Origin of the sequence: Blautia hominis (genome assembly GCA_002270465.1) — a bacterium.
Taxonomy (GTDB): domain Bacteria; phylum Bacillota; class Clostridia; order Lachnospirales; family Lachnospiraceae; genus Blautia; species Blautia hominis.
Genome location: NQOF01000006.1, coordinates 309,499 through 325,734, shown reverse-complemented (window position 1 = coordinate 325,734; position 16,236 = coordinate 309,499). Strand labels below are relative to the sequence as shown.

Here is a 16,236-nt window from a genome sequence, read left to right as displayed (position 1 = left end):
TGATGTTTATACTCACTTGTCTGCCAAAGCAGCTTTTATCATAATGGCACATTCCACTCTCTTACGCTGCAGTTCACAGCCAAGGTCGTAGACATCATTGATGGAGCCGTGGAAATTATAGGCGTTTGCCGCGCATCCGCCACTGCAGTAAAATCTGGCGAAACACTTCAGGCATTTTTCCTTTGCATATACATTACACTCTTTGAACTCATCACGGATTTCCGGTTTCTGTACACCGTCCCAAACATTGCCCATAAGGAATTTATCCTCACCTACAAACTGGTGGCAGGGATAGAGATCTCCCCAGGGTGTCACGGCCAGATACTCCGTTCCGGAACCGCAGCCGGAAAGCCTTTTGTATACACAGGGGCCCCCCGTAAGGTCTATCATAAAGTGGAAAAAGTGAAAGCCTCTTCCCTCTTTTTCCCTCTTGATGATCTCTTTTGCCAGCTTGTCATACTCCTCACAGATCTTCGGAACATCCTCCCACTTCAGGGCGTACTCTTCCTTTTCGTCCGCCACTACAGGCTCCACGGAAATCTGCTCAAATCCCAGGTCGGCCAAATGGAGCACATCCTTGGAAAAATCCAGATTATGACGTGTGAAGGTTCCTCTGGCATAATACTTTTTCTGGCCTCTGCTGTCCGCAAATTTCTGAAATTTGGGCACGACCAGGTCATAACTGCCTGCCCCTTTCCTAAAAGGACGCATAAAATCATGGACTTCCCTGCGGCCGTCAATGCTGAGTACCACATTGTCCATTTCTTTGTTGGCAAAATCCATCATCTCATCATTGAGCAGGACGCCGTTTGTGGTCAGTGTAAAGCGGAAACGCTTGTTATGTATTTTTTCCTGGGAACGTCCATAGGCCACAAGGTCTTTGACTACCTTCCAGTTCATAAGCGGTTCCCCGCCGAAGAAATCCACTTCCAGATTCTTTCTGTTGCCGGAATTGGCGATCAGGAAATCCAACGCCTGTTTCCCCACTTCATAAGTCATCATGGCTCTGCGTCCATGATACTCCCCTTCCTCCGCGAAACAGTAGCGGCAGGCCAGGTTACAGTCGTGGGCAATGTGCAGGCAGAGGGCCTTCACCACAGTGGGCCTGTCCTTAAAGCTGTCGATTGCTTTCTCGTACACATCCTCTGTGAACAACATCTGTTCTTTTTTCAGTTCTGCACATTCCTCAAGAGCGGTCCTGATATCCCCCTCCTGATACTTGTCTTTCAGGACAGCCAGGATCTCCTCCTCACTGTTCCCTTCATCGAGCAGTCCAACCATATCGTAGACGATCTCATCCACCACATGTACGGAACCGCTGTTCACATCCAGTACAATATTGTAGCCATTATTTTTATAACGATGAATCACAGTATTTTTCCTTTCTTCTTATGCTGAATACAAAAAAGAATCCTGCCTCAGGAGCATTCCCGTATGACAATGAATAAGCAGCGGCTTTTATACCGCTGCTTCTGATGTCTTCCTATGACAGCATATTATTCATGATAATAGAAAACTCGCGGGGCGTGATCTCCATTATTTATTCTCGCAGCTCTGATTCCCTACTGTACAGGATGTTTTACAGGCTGACTGACAAGATGTCTGGCATTCACCACATCCGCCTTTTTTAACTGTATTCTGTAAGTTTTTTGTATTTAATGTTTTGATATGTTCCATAACATATTCCTCCCTGTGCTTAAATGTAATTCTATGCGTCTGCACGCTTGTGGCTATTATAGCATATCTATAACCAGCAAGGCAAGTATTTCTTTCGTCTTTTAGGACCCCATCCCGGCCCGCGTTACTGTTCACTCCGTGTCCAGCAACACGCTTCGCGATGCACAGATATGGAGCATTCTGCCCCATATCGCGCTGGCTGCCTCGGGATTTTCATGCTTCCGGCAGAAAACGCCTCCCGGTACAGTGGCCTGTGAACAGTAACCGGCCCGCGCCTTCACCGCTACGACAGCATACCGCCCAGCGCACCGCCCAGAAAACAGAGGAAATAGGTAACTGCCATTTCCTTGAAATCAGCGGAAATCTGATGTTCCGTCAGAAAAGTGACGGCTGTCAGCAGCACTGCATATCCAATCCCCAGGGCCATTCCCCAAAGATATCTCTGGTTTCCTACCTTTTTTCCAAGATAGAAGCCTCCCAGAAAACAGGACACTATGTAAATAATCAGGATGCCCAGATTCACCTGGTTCTCTCCCAGTCCCGTCTTGTACAGAAGAAGCGCCAGAAGAAGCAGCATGATCCCTGTTGCCAGATAAGCCGCCAGCAGCGCTTTCATCATCAGTAAAGGTTTTGATTGTTTCGCAACTGTCTGCTCCATAAAGAAACCCTCCCATATGTATATATATGGAAGGGCTTTCTAATGTATTACTATGTAATTCCCGATTATTTCTTTTTCTTTTTACTCAGAACTAAGAGAACCACTACCACGATAGCCGCGGCTGCAGCTACCAGTACATAAGTGAGTATTGGTGTCTCGTCACCTGTTCTGGGGTTCACGATCACTGTCCCGTTGTTTTTCTTTACGGATGTGTTGGTGGGCTTCTTCACAGTGGAGGAACCGCCGCTGTTGTTGCTCTGGTTAATGGAGGAACCGCTGTTGCTGCCTGATGTACCGGTCGACGGCACCGCAGGTTTATGATTCGGACTTGTTGTGCCAATCCCTACCAGCTGACTGCCGCCCACATTAAACGGACTCAGAGAACCGGTCTCGAATACCAGATATCCGTCAACAACATTCATATTACTTCCCAGTGTGAAGTATTCATAATTGCCTGTCTCTTCCATGTAATGCCCTATTACAAGCTTCTCATAGAGGTTTGCGTCCTTGGGCACCGGTATGGACACTGTAACTTTTTTGCCTTCGGGAATCTCGTACTTTTTATCTGCCTTTAAATCCCACAGTTCAATCTCGTACGCCTGCAGGATCTGCTCTATATTAGCCGCCGGCATACGGTCCACATCTGTGTTCAGTGACACCCTGATTTCCACATAGGATGGAATAAAATCACCGGATATTTTAACATCTGTGGCTTTGTCCCAGAGACTTCCCACCGGATCTTTTTTGTCAGACTCCGCCTTCTTGGTAGACTCCTCTTTCTTGGACTCTTCTGACTTGGTATCATCTTTCTTGGTAGACTCCTCCTGCTTTTGGTCGTCTTTCTTAGAATCCTCCTTATCGGATCCCTCCTTCTCAGAGTCATCCTTTTTGGAGTCATCCTTTTGGGAATCCCCCTTGTTATCCTCTGTTCCCTTTTTATCATCTGAAGGCTTTTCTGTCTTATCTTGGTCTGTATTTTTATCGTCTGCCGGTTTTTCCGCCTCTTCACCCTTGCCGGTGTCGCTGCTGCCTGCATCCTGTTTCTGGTCGTCTGTGCCTGCCTCTTCCTTCTTAGGCTCCTCTTTCTCTTCTTCCTTAGGTGGTTCCGGTGCTTTTAAAGATTCCAGGTACACGGTCACACTGCGGATCACCTGCTGTCCCTCCTGGCTCCAGCCGGGGATATTGGAATAGTCATATGTCTCTGTGTCGTTTGGTGTAAAAATTATCTGTTGGGTACTCTCGTATGTATCGGGCACTTTCTCCGGTTCCGCGAAACGGAAGGTACCGTCACCGTTAAAACCGTCGCCCATAAACAGGGACTCCAGGGTGGCCGGCTCTTTCATAGTCATGGTATCCGGAACTGTCACTGCAGGAGCTTCCTGCTTTTTGACCGGTGTCTCTTCCTTTGGCTCCTCTTTTGGCTCTTCCTTAGGTTCTTCCTTTGGCTCCTCTTTTGCCTCTTCCTTTGGTTCCTCTTTTACTTCTTCTTTATTCCCGCTGCTCTCCCCGGAAGCATTCTCTTTGTTCTCCTCTTTCGGCTTTTCTCCTATGACAAAAGCATCCGCACCCAGATTCGCACTTTTTGTATCCACGTCAGAAGCGCTCAGCCATCCGTAGGTCAGCGTAAGTCTGCCGCTGCCCTCCACTTTGATGATAGGGCCGCTGAAACCGTCCGCCCGCTTCACAGTAATGCCGGAAGGCATGGTGAGCTTTGTCTCACCGGAAACGGTTATGGTCCCGCACACCAGAATGGTTGCGTTGTCAGCGGCCAGGGACTTCGCCTTCTCAAAGCTGGAGACTGCCGTATCCTTGGAAGTGCCGTCTCCGCTCTTTTTACCGCTGCCGCTTAAATAAACAGTCTTTAATTTGGCGGTATTGTCTGCCTGCTGCTCCGCTGCTGCCACCTGGGATAATCCCATGTGCATACCGGTGCCGGTTCCCTGTACCACCAGCACTGCTGCCAGAGTGATACCCAGTGTTGTTTTCCAGATTCTGTTTTTATATGATCTACTGTTATTCCCGCTGTAATTTTTCTTCATAATCTGCCCCTTTTTTAAATCTATCTCGCCGTGGTCTGTCAGAGCGTGTCGGCTATAAATGTCAAGACACACCCCTAGTACAGCGTTGCATAAGTTCCAATGATATAGTACCCGCTCTTTACGCCAGTGCCGCGTTGCCGAAGCTAGTCGTAGGAACCGCTACGCCGTCGCTTCGGCGCCTTGCACTGACGAAAATATCAGACACTCTATCACCGAAACTTACGCAATGCTGTACTAGTATCTTATATATGTAAAAACTGCCATTTTGCACATTGTGCATATTAGACAATTTTAATACGCTTTCTTTAGGCATAATCATCATACCTCTATCGGAGATATTATAGCATATTTCTGTTTGTTTCGACACCCCTAAAATTCAATTTTTTTATTTTTTCTGCTATACTTGCAATCCTTCCCAAAATCATGTATCATTTCTTAATATAATTTTATATTACAAAGGAGTTGAAATTTAATTGGATTCCAGTGACGCCATACAGTTTCTCGTCTTGATTATTCTCATATGCCTGTCGGCATTCTTTTCATCCGCAGAAACTTCTATGACAACCGCAAACAAAATACGCATCCAGACCCTGGCCGAACAGGGGAACAAGAAGGCCAAAACCCTTCTGAAAGTAACAGGCAATTCCGGAAAGATGCTCAGCACCATTTTGATAGGCAACAACCTGGTGAATATCGGGGCCTCTTCCCTGGCTACATCCATGGCAATCCGCATGTTCGGCAATGCAGCAGTGGGCATCTGTACCGGTGTTCTGACACTGCTCATTCTGATCTTTGGAGAGATCACACCCAAGACCATGGCAACCTTAAACGCCGAAAGGCTTGCGCTGTCTTACGCAGGACCTATTCACGGACTGATGGTGCTCCTCACGCCGGTCATTTATATTGTGAATAAGCTTTCCGCAGGCGTGCTGTCCCTTCTGCGCGTGGATCAGAATGGAAACGGCAGCAAGATCACAGAGCACGAACTGCGTACCATCGTCAATGTCAGCCATGAGGAGGGTGTCATTGAAAGTGAAGAACGCCAGATGATATACAATGTGTTTGATTTCGGGGATTCCCAGGCCAAAGATGTTATGGTGCCCCGTATTGATGTAGCTTTCGCAGATATCGGAAGCTCCTATGATGACCTGGTATCCATGTTCAGGGAGGAGAAACACACCCGGTTTCCTGTCTATGAGGATACCACAGACAATGTGGTAGGTATTGTAAATGTAAAGGACCTGCTGCTTATGGGGTCCAGGGAAAGCTTCGCTCTCAGGGATATTATGCGGGAACCTTATTTTACCTTTGAGTACAAAAAGACTTCTGAACTTCTGGTTGAAATGAAAGAAGAAAGCGTATCCTTTGCTGTTGTGCTTGATGAATACGGGGCTACCGCAGGGATCATAACCCTGGAGGATCTGCTGGAGGAAATCGTGGGGGATATCCATGATGAATATGACGATACCGAGGAAGATGACCTGACGGAAATCATTCCCGGACGGGAATATGTGGCACTTGGATCCGCAAGGCTGGATGATCTGAATGAGGTGCTGCCTGTAGAGATCGAATCTGAGGACTACGATTCGATCGGCGGATACATCATCGAACAGCTTGACCGTTTTCCGGAACCTGGAGAAAGCATCACCACCCCGGATCATGTCCGCCTGGTTGTGGACAAGATAGAGAAGAACAGAATTGAGGCTGTACATATATACCTGCCTAAGGTACAGGAACAGCCTGAAGAAGAAGAATGACCGGCAGCCGGAAAATCCCGGAATCCTGCCGCTGACAACACAAATGGAAAGGACAACAACGAATTATGAGCGGTTTTTTTAACATGGACAGCCCTGTTATGCGGTTTCTGTCCCGCGTATGTGACCTGATGATCTTAAATTTTATGTGCCTGATCTGCTGCATTCCTATTGTGACCATAGGAGCATCGGTCACTGCGCTTTACTCTGTTACCCTGAAAATGGTAAGGGGAGAGGAATCTTATATCTTTAAAGGATTCTTCAAGGCTTTCAAGGAGAACTTCAAAATCTCCACCATAATCTGGCTGATCCTGGCACTGCTGGGTCTGCTGATCTTTGCGGATTACAAAGCAACCCAGTTCCTGCCTGATAATATGAAGAATATCTTCCGCATCCTTGTGGGTGTTGTGATAACCTTCTACCTCCTGCTGATGACTTATGTCTTCCCCTATGTGGCAAGATTTGAGAACAATGTAAAAAACACGGTCAAGAATGCACTGCTTATCAGCATTCTGAACCTGCCACAGACCATTTTGGTTGTGTGTATTCCGGTGGGACTGGTGTTTATCACTATGTTCAACTCCACTACTCTGGTTTACGGAAGCTTATTCTGGTTCCTGATCGGGCTTTCCTTTATTGCTTTCTGTAACTCCTACATCTTCCGCAAGGTATTTGCCAAATACGAACCTCAGGAAGAGACAGAAGAACAGGGCAATCCGGATGATTACACGGTACCGGAAGATGAACTTTTGGACAAACAGGAACCCCTTGAACAGATTGAAGAAAAGAAATAAGATCCTCTTAAAAAGAAGCCGTTCCGCACTATGCGGAAGGCTTCTTTTCTTTATCTCTCATATTTTTCATGATCTCATGGAACTGCTCCCCGCAGCGGGCGATCTCACCGAGGACGGTCTCACATCCCTTTTCACTCAAAAACCAGTTCTCACGGGTGATATCACAGTCATCCGCAGGGCAGACCAGAAGTTCCGTATCCGGATATAAAAGCTGGTAATATAGAAGCGCCCGTCTGGCATGTGCCGGTTTGCAGCAGATGATCCCACGGTCCACATGGAGACCTGCAGCGTCTGTCACCTCTCTGGAGCGGATGGCATTTTCATATGTGTAGGTCGCCTTTTCTTCCCGCCATACATCACACTCTTTCACACCGTTTTTTACAAGGACTGTCTTTAAAAATTCCCACTCTGTCCGGTACTCACCTTCATACACTTCCGCCTTTGCCTGTACTCCTGCAAATTTCCCCTGCAGGATGCTGTACTTTCCGGAGGGCAGAACACAGGGGGAAAAGCCCTCTCTGTACAGCCGGGCTGCCTTTTCTGCGATCTGCGGAAATCCACTGCCGGGGACAAAAATAATGTCCGCCGGCTTTGGCTCCTGTTCCACAAATATGAACTCTGTCATCTGGTTTAAAAACCTTTTGTTAAACATTACCCTTTCCCCTCTGTTGTTTTATCCAGATATTTTTCTGTGATCAAACAGAAAAAATCCATCATCTCCGGATAGGTAAATATTTCTTCCGTCCGTATCATATCCTCCAGCTTCTCTTTTGTCACCCATCTGACCTCTGCCACCTCATCCGGGTCAAGGGTAAGACCGGAAGCAGAGATATCCCGCCGGGCAAGAAATACCTCCCATATCATATGGCTGTTGTCTTCCCGGTTCACATGGGCCAGATGTATCAGTTCTTCCCTCTCAAGTGCAAGGCCTATCTCTTCTTTGACCTCTCGAATACAGCCGTCCCAGGCATCCTCGCCTGCCTGGATCCTTCCCGCAGTCAAAGACCAGACATTTGGATAGTGCTGGCATCTGCTGCTTCTCTTCTGGATCAGGAATTCTCCCTTCCGGTTGATGATCCAAGCCTCCACCGCAATATGATACTCCCCTTCCCCAAAGTCTCTGCCCTTTTCAATGGTTCTCCCCGTAGGAATCCCTTTGCTGTCACATATATCCCAGAGTTCCATCTTTTTTCCTCCCATTTACCGAATGTCATAAACACTTCTAAGCTGTAAGTTCTCCGGTTTTCCGCCCAAAATCCTGACACGTTTCTCTCCGGCATTCATATCGAAATAATTATCGGACAAAAGAAGCGTTTCCGTATCATTGCGTATCTCAACACTCTTGGCGTAAGCCTGCGCCTGAACTATAATTTCATCTCCCTCCACCCGGCAGGTAAGCTTCGGGTCTGCATAGGAAAAGTATTTCGGAAGGGAAAAGATCACCGTTCCCTCTGAGATGACTTCCCCGTCTTTTAGCAATTCATAACTCACATACCTGTCAAAAACCTGAATATGGGGGAACTCCATCTTATCAAGCCAGACGCTTGACATAGCCGGTACAAAGACCAGCTCTTCATGGGATGAAAAAATTTCCCCGCTCCTGTTCCGTACTGCCCATCTGACCAGTACCTGCTGTTCTTTTCTGGTCTCATTGGCCACATTCAGACGGATGGACTTTTCAAATTCAAAGTGTTCCCGGTTCATATCCGGCTTCTGGGTCAGCCATCCCTCCTCCTCGCAGGACACCATAAGAGGGGAAAAGAAACGCTTCGCATAGTAGTGCAGTGCCTTCCAGCGGCCGGTATAGTCAATGGAAGACCAGGAGGCCACAGGCCAGCAGTCGTTCAGCTGCCAGTAAATAGCACCCATACACCTTCCCCTGTTCCTCCTGAAATGCTCCACCCCGTAGCGGATCGCCTCTGCCTGAAGAAGCTGCGATGCATAGAGCACGGTTTCAAAAGATGAGGGGTAGCGGAACGTCTGCTGCATGTAATTCATGATCTTACCGTTTGCACCTGCATTTCTCTGGTGCTTTTCCATCACATAGGAAAAGATATTCCAGTCATCCGGATCATCTGTAAAAGTCTTGATGGTATTCAGGCATGGGAAGGATTGAAAACCGAATTCAGACGCATAGCGGAAGAAATAATTTCTGTAATCTGAAAAAGGCTTGCTGCCATGCCATACATCCCAGTAATGTACATCACCTCTGTCCGGGGCGTTGGGTTCGTCAAAGGAACCGCCTGAGGAAGGACTTGCAGGCCAGTAAAAGGTCTGCGGGTCATATTCTTTCAGCACCTCCGGTATCACCCTCTCGTACATGAGCAGATAATCCTTTACTTCAGAGGGTTTGGATACCCAGTTGCCTTCCTTCACAAACATTTCCATCTCATTGTTTCCGCACCAGAGTCCCAGGGAGGCGTGATGACGGATACGTTTTATATTGTCCGCCAGTTCCTCTCTGATGTTCGCCTCAAAGGCCGGCGTCAGATCATAGACGGCACAGGCAAACATAAAGTCCTGCCATACCATAAGTCCCAGCTCATCGCAGATATCATAGAACCAGTCCTCAGGGTAATAGCCGCCGCCCCACACGCGCACAGCATTAAAATTGGCAGCCTTACAGTCTTCCAGAAGTTTTCTTGTCTTTTCCGGAGTTGTCCTGCCCAGCAGATGATCCTCCGGAATATAGTCGGCCCCCATGGCAAATACCTGTATCCCGTTTACTTCATGGGCAAAGCTCTCCCCGAATTCATCTTTCTCCACATGCATGGTCATGGTGCAAAGTCCCATACGCTGCGTATGCTCATCCACCACCGTCCCGGAGCAAATAAGCTCTGTCCTGACTGTGTAGAGCGGCTGTTCCCCGATACCGTTGGGCCACCAGAGTCTTGGATCTTCCACCAGGATCTCCTCCGGAGAGCCTTCATAGACACGTTTCTCCCTGGCAGGGTCCTCTATGGTTATCCGGTAAGAGCAGCCGGAAACCTCCCTGCTGAACTTCACAGGCTCTTTTGCCGCCCCGTCCTTAGCTGTCCTTACATACACCTGTGGAGTCAGACGGACACATCCGGCCCGGTGTTCCTGGAGCAGATACACGCTGTCAAGACAGGCCTTTTGTATCCCAAGCAGAGATACCGGCCGAAAGATTCCTGCATCCGGCAGATGCGCACCCCAGTCCCAGCCGAACATACAGTGTGCCTTTCTGATGTGCACAAAGCCATCCATAGCATCCTCAGATCCCCTGGTGGGTGCCTCCGCGAATTTCTCCCTGATATAAGCCAGCGGCGAATGAAAAAGAACCCGCAGAGAGTTTCCCTTTTCATGGAGCAGATGCCGCACCGGAAATTCCCAGGTACGGTGCATATTCTCGGTCCTGCCTATATATTCATGATTCACATAGATATCCGCAATGGTATCCAGCCCTTCAAAGCGCAGCAGAACGCTGTCGCAGGCCAGAAGGTCCGGTTCACAGGCAAATATGGTCTCATATTCAAAATCATTTTCCATCAGCGCCAGGGCTTTATTTTCATTGTCTTTCCAGAAAGGGTCCTCCATGTTGCCGTTTCTCAAAAGATCCGTGTATACCGTTCCGGGCACCTCTGCCTGCTGCCAGTCATCCCACCCTGCTGTGTGCATTTCCCAATTTTTATCCAGATTCTGTTTTATCATTTAGCTGCCTTCTCCTCTTCTTACCTATTGATCGTAACTGTTCAGCACCCTCACAGTTACAGGCAAAAATCCATGCAGAATCGCCTTTGGCGATGGGATTTTTGCCTGGCTGCGGAATGCTTTCTTACGGTCAGCGCAGTGAATGCGCAGACCTGCTGAATAGTTACTATTGATCTTCACTGCCGTCAATCAGAAGATGACTATATTCCGGATGTTTTGCAAACCAGCCAACCGCATAAGAACATGTGGGAAGTACCTTTTTCCCGTTCTCATCCAAATACTGTGCCGCTGCCTGCATAAGTTTTCCCGCAATCCCCTGCCCGCGCAGGGATTCATCTACAAAGGTATGGTTTATGTTCACCGTATTTTTGTTCACAGCCGGAAATGTGATCTCTGCCAGCATTTTTCCTTCTTCATTGTAGTAGGCAATTCTTGCTTTTTCCTTCGTAAATTCCATAATCATTCTCCTCTTCCTTTTTATTTATTATAAAAGCCGGCATAACCGGCTTTTATGGTTCTGTTTTTATGATGCAAGGGCTTTTGTTTTCCACTTTCCTTTTCTGTAGAAAAATCCGGTGACAATGGCTCCCAATACCCAGGAGACCAGCAGGGAGATGAAGATACATTCACTGCGGCCGTTTGGAAGCTCAGGCGTTCTGGTAGCCCAGGATATTCCGTAGGCAAGGGGCACACGGATCAGCACAGTAGTAATAATGGATATCCACATAGGTGTCATGGTATCACCCGCCCCTCTCATAACACCGGAAAGGCTCTGGGTCACAGCCATGGCAATATAGCCCACAGCCAGGATACACATCAGGCGCATACTCAGCTCCACAAGCTCAGAGGTACTGGTAAAGATCCCCATAAGATTTTTGCCGAACAGCAGGATCATGGCCGTGATGACCGCGGAGGTTCCCGCTGCTATAAGAGTTCCCTGCCTGGCTCCTTTTTCCACCCGGTCATAGCTGTTTGCACCTACATTCTGGCCTGCGTAGGTGGTCATGGTAGTTCCGAAAGAGAAGTTGGGCATCATGGCAAAACCGTCCACACGCATGACGATCACATTGGCCGCTATGAACATTTCCCCAAAGCTGTTTGTCAGTGACTGTACAATGACCATAGCCAAGGAGAAAATAGCCTGAGTAAGGCCTGAGGGAAGTCCCAGACGGATAATATTGACCGCATGGTTCTTTTTCATCTTCAGATAATGGGGTTTGAAATCAAAGATTTCCTTCATACGGGTCAGCTTCCACATACAGAGAATTGCAGATACTGCCTGCGCAATGGCTGTGGCAAGGGCGACACCCGGCACGCCCAGTCCCAGACCTGCTACAAACCACAAGTCCAGAATGATATTCAATACGGTTGCTACAAGCAGATATAAAAGGGCTGATATGGAATCCCCGAGACCTCTCAAAATACCACTCAGAATATTATAGTAAGCCACACCTGCAATGCCGATAAATAAAATCCTCAGATAGGAATTACACCAGTCAATGATAGTGTCCGGCGTATGCAGAAGCTCCAGCATAGGCATAATGACAAAGGGTGCCAATGCCATGATAATGATGGAGGCAATGGCTGTCAGGGTAACGCAGCTTCCTATAGTCCCTGAAAGCTCTTCTCTCTCCTTTGCCCCGAAATACTGGGAAACCATTACACTGCTCCCCACGGAAATACCGATAAATAAAACAAGCAGCAGATTGAGGATCGGGCCGGCGCTGCCCACCGCTGCCAGGGCATTGTCCCCCACATACCGTCCTACAATGATACTGTCCACCGTGTTGTAGAGCTGCTGTGCGATATTGCCGATAACCAGCGGCACAGTAAAAGCCACGATCTTCTCCCACGGTTTGCCCTCTGTCATGTCCACAGGGCCGAATAATTTCTTTAGTTGTCCTCCCATAATACGTTTACCTTCTTCTGTCACATTTTTCTCATGCTTATTTAGCTCTGCTAAATATGATACGCTTATTTAGCTCCGCTAAATATGATACGCTTATTTAGCTCTGCTAAATATGATATACATATATCCTACTATAAAATGACTGTCCGGTCAAAATGTATTTTACGGGGAAGGTTGTTTTTTTCAAGCGCGTATAGAAAAGCAGAAAAAAAGAGGTGAAAACGGATTTCTCTGTTCCGCTCCCACCTCTTGATCTTTAAATCACCACAATGATCCCGCCGTCGTTAGCATACATACTGCTGACACCCGCTGTATCTAAAAGGACCACATCTTTTACCGGAATCCGTTTCAATATGGCATCTCTCACAATCTCTGCCCGTTCCCGGCAGTTACAGTGTGAAATACCCAGAATCCTGTCCGCACTGTCTGCTGAGCGCTCCACAATATAGTCCACCATCTTCATCAGCGCTTTGTTAATGCCTCTTGCCTGGTCAAGCTGTATGATCGTGCCTTCCGGGGTAGCTCCCATGACAGGCTTTATCTTCAGGGCTGTTGCCACAAACGCCTTCAGATTGCTCAGACGTCCGTTCTTGCGCAGGGTCTCAAGGCTTTCCAGTACAAAATAAGTGTTCTGGCTTTCAATATAAGCCTCCACCTCCCGGACAATATCCTCGAACTCCATATCCTTGTTCTCGCACTCTTCGATTTTCAGAGCGATCAGTGTCTCGCCCACAGACGCGGAGCGTGAATTGAAGATATGGATCTTTTTCTCAGGCTGGCTCTCCAGAAGAAGGTTCCTGCCGAGAACGGCGCTGTTGTAAGAGCCGCTCAGTTCTGAGGAGAGTGTCACTGCATACACATGGTCAGCCTCACAGTCATAGGCTTCCATATATCTCTCCGGGGAGGGACATGAGGATTTTGGACAGTTGGGGGATTCTGCCACTCTTTTTAAGAAATATGCCTGATCAAAGCTCTCATCATCCACTATATCTTCTTCATCGACAGTAAGAGTCAGGGATGCCCGCTCAATGGCCGGGTCTTCTTTCCAACGTTCTATTAATTCTCCGCAGCTGTCTATTACTATTTTATATCTCATCTTGCAACCTCTTATATGTAGTTTTTAATACTATGTTTTATGATAACACAAAACCATGCTGTTGAAAAGGGCTTTTTTCATGAAAATACTTTGATTTTTCCCGTTTTTCGTATATACTATTCATTAGACTATGACAGGAAGAGGAAATAATATCATGATAGCTTTACAGGTACAGGATGTAAAAGAATTTATGTCCCGTCTGCTTATAGGAACCGATTTTGATGCTTTCTGGCTCTGTGAGGCCAATGTGACCACATTTGTCTCCTACAAGATTGACGGTTCCCTCCACAAGGAGTTCTTTGATTCAGAACAGGCGGAAATGCTCCATGAGACTGAGCGCACCTTCTCTACGTGGAAGGAGATCAAACCCTTCTGCTTCTCCATCATGAAAGGAAAACATACCCCGCTGCACTTTAAAATCGTGTTCCAGCTCTCCAGGCAGAATGTAGAAAAACTGCTGACAGGAAGCGGACTTTCCTGGACATCGGCAGATGTCTTCGGCCTGTATCTGAACCTGCAGTACGACGGCAGTCATGTGACCTGCACAACAGGCACGTCCCTCAAAACCTTCTCCATGGACAAGTCCCTGGACCGGGTGTGGGATGAAATGGTAACAAAATTCTTCAGGCAGCAGCAGATTCCTGTACTGCCTGTCTGATTTACATGGAATCGTTATAAATAGTTTATGTGAAAGAGGGAAAAATATGCAAAATCATGAAACAAATGTTTTAAAACAGGAATGGATAGATAACCTGCATCTGTTCACCGGTGAGATGGAGTATCCGCAGGAGGCTGCCGAATCTCTTACGCAGTCCCTGGAACAGGTATTCCAATGCCCGGAAGTGCTCCATATACTTATATCTACTGACCGCGCATACAGCGAAAACATCCATATGGACTATAAAAAAGTCCTGGAAGAGCTGAAGGATATCTCCCCCCGCTGCGGTGTCCACACTTATACCCTGCACATGCTCTTTTTCATTATCCTGTCACGAAAAACCAGGAAAATTTACGAGGAGCGGGGCATTGCACCGGAAATCTTCCGTGCATCCATGATGGACCTGCACTGGAAGCTGCTGGAATGCCGCAAAATGTTCGGTATTTGGGGCACCAGCGTGGCTGACTGGCAGATATGGTGGTTTGAGGTCAAACGTTTTGCTCTGGGGCGCTTCCAGTATGAACTGGTGCCCTTTGAAGAAACTTATGAAAAAAACGGTGTAACTCTGCATCCGGGGGACCTTGTCATCAATGTGCACATCCCCTCCTGCGGACGGCTTGTGAGAGAGGAATACATGAGATCCTACGCCATGGCAGCAGACTTTTTCCGGGATGCTTTTACAGACCGGCCTATCGTCTTTCTGTGCGAATCCTGGATGCTATTTCCCGAACACAAGCTTTTTCTTCCGAAAACATCCAATATCCTGGGATTTATGCAGGATTATGATATCTATAAAGAGGAGTATAACAACGGAGATCTGTGGAGAATCTTTTATGAGGATTATGAAAAACCGGCAGCAGAACTGCCGGGAGATACCGGACTCCAGAGAGCTTACCGCTCCTGGCTGATGGAAGGCCATCAGGCAGGCCTCGGTTTCGGCATTTTTATTTATAAACAAGTAACAGTTTAGACAAGCTGAACTGTTACGCATCCAACCATTAAAAATCGCTTCGCGATGGGCCGGATGCCTGCCGGCACTGCTTTTTCATACGGTCAGCGCAGTGAATGCGCAGACCTGTCTGAACTGTTATATAAACAAAACTGACAGGAGAAAAATTATGATTCAGGATATTGCACCACATATTTACCACAACGAATATCTGCCCCATGAACCCCAAAAGAACAGTGTGCTGCTCTGCTATAAAAAAGACCAGATCTTTATGAAGGCTGCGGAAGGGGAGATCTCCTTTCCCACCTATTCCGAAGCGGAAGCTGTATTTCCGGCTGTAAAAGACCTCTGGACTTACCTTTTTACCATAGATGAAACTGCCTATTATCTGGTATCCCAGCTTCCTTATGAGGAGATGCCAAACTATGCTTTTGAAAAAACGGACAGTTTGCGCACATTAAGCCCCCGTCATCTTATCTTTGCCGGGATTACGGGACATCAGCTCTATAAATGGTATAAAGGCCGCAGATTCTGCGGCTGCTGCGGCAGAAAGATGAAACCGGACAAAAAAGAACGTATGATGTACTGTCCCAACTGCCACACTATGGAATACCCAAAGCTCTCCCCAGCCGTTATTGTAGCTGTGAGAAACGGGGAAAAACTGCTTCTGTCAAAATATGCAGGCCGTGAGTTTACAAACTATGCCCTGATCGCAGGGTTTGCGGAAATCGGAGAACCCATTGAGGATACTGTTAGGCGCGAAGTCATGGAGGAGGTTGGACTCAAGGTAAAGAATCTCCGCTTTTACAAAAGCCAGCCCTGGTCTTTCACAGACACCCTGCTCTTTGGCTTTTTCTGTGACCTGGACGGGGATGACACCATCTGCCTGGATGAGGAAGAGCTGGCTCTGGCTGTATGGAAGGAGCGTTCCCAGATTCCTGTGGACGAATATGAAATCAGCCTTACCCGAGAAATGATGACACTTTTCAAAAACGGACTTGATGACAAAATCTAACTATAAAATGGCATT

At 47.5% G+C, this 16,236-nt stretch carries 15 protein-coding genes; 5 read left to right on the top strand and 10 right to left on the bottom strand.

The genetic code is table 11. The features are described from left to right. Nucleotides 1-12 precede the first annotated feature (12 nt). The 4 genes from scfB to CI595_RS19720 form a co-directional block, all read right to left on the bottom strand. Complete coding sequence (gene scfB / locus CI595_RS19735; protein WP_095175328.1) at nt 13-1,371, bottom strand: thioether cross-link-forming SCIFF peptide maturase; 1,359 nt, start codon at nt 1,369-1,371, stop codon at nt 13-15. Nucleotides 1,372-1,536: 165 nt separating this feature from the next. Next, nucleotides 1,537-1,677 (bottom strand): six-cysteine ranthipeptide SCIFF, encoded by a 141-nt coding sequence (gene scfA / locus CI595_RS19730; RefSeq protein ID WP_015541285.1) that lies wholly within the window; start codon nt 1,675-1,677, stop codon nt 1,537-1,539. A gap of 283 nt (nt 1,678-1,960) precedes the next feature. Continuing rightward, nucleotides 1,961-2,335, bottom strand: a complete 375-nt coding sequence (locus tag CI595_RS19725) for a TIGR04086 family membrane protein (RefSeq protein ID WP_065542219.1) — start codon at nt 2,333-2,335, stop codon at nt 1,961-1,963. A gap of 65 nt (nt 2,336-2,400) precedes the next feature. Further along, nucleotides 2,401-4,374 carry a hypothetical protein gene (locus CI595_RS19720; protein ID WP_095175327.1) on the bottom strand — a complete coding sequence of 658 codons (1,974 nt, stop codon included), beginning with the start codon at nt 4,372-4,374 and terminating at the stop codon, nt 2,401-2,403. 473 nt (nt 4,375-4,847) lie between these two features. Here CI595_RS19720 and CI595_RS19715 point away from each other — a divergent pair, with 473 nt between their 5' ends. Both CI595_RS19715 and CI595_RS19710 read left to right on the top strand, forming a co-directional pair. Beyond that, nucleotides 4,848-6,131, top strand: coding sequence for an HlyC/CorC family transporter (locus CI595_RS19715; protein WP_095175326.1), 1,284 nt, complete (start codon nt 4,848-4,850; stop codon nt 6,129-6,131). 65 nt (nt 6,132-6,196) lie between these two features. Further along, nucleotides 6,197-6,922 (top strand): YesL family protein, encoded by a 726-nt coding sequence (locus CI595_RS19710; RefSeq protein ID WP_095175325.1) that lies wholly within the window; start codon nt 6,197-6,199, stop codon nt 6,920-6,922. 28 nt (nt 6,923-6,950) lie between these two features. Here the strand turns inward: CI595_RS19710 and CI595_RS19705 are convergent, their stop codons facing one another. The 6 genes from CI595_RS19705 to CI595_RS19680 form a co-directional block, all read right to left on the bottom strand. Beyond that, nucleotides 6,951-7,574 (bottom strand): YdcF family protein, encoded by a 624-nt coding sequence (locus CI595_RS19705; protein ID WP_095175324.1) that lies wholly within the window; start codon nt 7,572-7,574, stop codon nt 6,951-6,953. Beyond that, nucleotides 7,574-8,107 (bottom strand): NUDIX hydrolase, encoded by a 534-nt coding sequence (locus CI595_RS19700; protein WP_095175323.1) that lies wholly within the window; start codon nt 8,105-8,107, stop codon nt 7,574-7,576. The genes CI595_RS19705 and CI595_RS19700 overlap by 1 nt, the downstream gene beginning before the upstream one ends. A 15-nt stretch (nt 8,108-8,122) precedes the next feature. After that, nucleotides 8,123-10,594, bottom strand: coding sequence for a beta-mannosidase (locus CI595_RS19695; RefSeq protein ID WP_095175322.1), 2,472 nt, complete (start codon nt 10,592-10,594; stop codon nt 8,123-8,125). Nucleotides 10,595-10,760: 166 nt separating this feature from the next. After that, entirely contained in the window at nt 10,761-11,051 is a 291-nt protein-coding gene (locus CI595_RS19690; protein WP_095175321.1) for a GNAT family N-acetyltransferase, read from the bottom strand. 66 nt (nt 11,052-11,117) lie between these two features. Then, nucleotides 11,118-12,503 (bottom strand): MATE family efflux transporter, encoded by a 1,386-nt coding sequence (locus CI595_RS19685; RefSeq protein WP_095175320.1) that lies wholly within the window; start codon nt 12,501-12,503, stop codon nt 11,118-11,120. A gap of 256 nt (nt 12,504-12,759) precedes the next feature. After that, complete coding sequence (locus tag CI595_RS19680) at nt 12,760-13,599, bottom strand: DegV family protein (RefSeq protein WP_095175319.1); 840 nt, start codon at nt 13,597-13,599, stop codon at nt 12,760-12,762. 154 nt (nt 13,600-13,753) lie between these two features. Between CI595_RS19680 and CI595_RS19675 the strand changes: the two genes are divergently transcribed. The 3 genes from CI595_RS19675 to nudC all read left to right on the top strand — a co-directional run bounded on the left by CI595_RS19675 (nt 13,754) and on the right by nudC (nt 16,221). Further along, nucleotides 13,754-14,257: a DUF5721 family protein gene (locus CI595_RS19675; RefSeq protein WP_095175318.1), complete on the top strand. Its 504-nt coding sequence runs from the start codon at nt 13,754-13,756 to the stop codon at nt 14,255-14,257. A gap of 46 nt (nt 14,258-14,303) precedes the next feature. Continuing rightward, the gene (locus CI595_RS19670; protein ID WP_095175317.1) at nt 14,304-15,227 is read left to right on the top strand and encodes an acyltransferase domain-containing protein; all 924 of its coding nucleotides are present in this window, start codon (nt 14,304-14,306) and stop codon (nt 15,225-15,227) included. A 148-nt stretch (nt 15,228-15,375) separates the two neighbouring features. Then, nucleotides 15,376-16,221, top strand: a complete 846-nt coding sequence (gene nudC, locus CI595_RS19665; protein ID WP_095175316.1) for an NAD(+) diphosphatase — start codon at nt 15,376-15,378, stop codon at nt 16,219-16,221. Nucleotides 16,222-16,236: the final 15 nt, after the last annotated feature.

Excerpts from the sequence above, each read along its gene's own strand:
- scfA (WP_015541285.1), bottom strand. The coding sequence starts at position 1,677 with ATGGAACATATCAAAACATTAAATACAAAAAACTTACAGAATACAGTT.
- CI595_RS19725 (WP_065542219.1), bottom strand. The coding sequence starts at position 2,335 with ATGGAGCAGACAGTTGCGAAACAATCAAAACCTTTACTGATGATGAAA.
- CI595_RS19720 (WP_095175327.1), bottom strand. The coding sequence starts at position 4,374 with ATGAAGAAAAATTACAGCGGGAATAACAGTAGATCATATAAAAACAGA.
- CI595_RS19710 (WP_095175325.1), top strand. The coding sequence starts at position 6,197 with ATGAGCGGTTTTTTTAACATGGACAGCCCTGTTATGCGGTTTCTGTCC.
- CI595_RS19705 (WP_095175324.1), bottom strand. The coding sequence starts at position 7,574 with ATGTTTAACAAAAGGTTTTTAAACCAGATGACAGAGTTCATATTTGTG.
- CI595_RS19700 (WP_095175323.1), bottom strand. The coding sequence starts at position 8,107 with ATGGAACTCTGGGATATATGTGACAGCAAAGGGATTCCTACGGGGAGA.
- CI595_RS19695 (WP_095175322.1), bottom strand. The coding sequence starts at position 10,594 with ATGATAAAACAGAATCTGGATAAAAATTGGGAAATGCACACAGCAGGG.
- CI595_RS19690 (WP_095175321.1), bottom strand. The coding sequence starts at position 11,051 with ATGGAATTTACGAAGGAAAAAGCAAGAATTGCCTACTACAATGAAGAA.
- CI595_RS19685 (WP_095175320.1), bottom strand. The coding sequence starts at position 12,503 with ATGGGAGGACAACTAAAGAAATTATTCGGCCCTGTGGACATGACAGAG.
- CI595_RS19680 (WP_095175319.1), bottom strand. The coding sequence starts at position 13,599 with ATGAGATATAAAATAGTAATAGACAGCTGCGGAGAATTAATAGAACGT.
- CI595_RS19675 (WP_095175318.1), top strand. The coding sequence starts at position 13,754 with ATGATAGCTTTACAGGTACAGGATGTAAAAGAATTTATGTCCCGTCTG.
- CI595_RS19670 (WP_095175317.1), top strand. The coding sequence starts at position 14,304 with ATGCAAAATCATGAAACAAATGTTTTAAAACAGGAATGGATAGATAAC.
- nudC (WP_095175316.1), top strand. The coding sequence starts at position 15,376 with ATGATTCAGGATATTGCACCACATATTTACCACAACGAATATCTGCCC.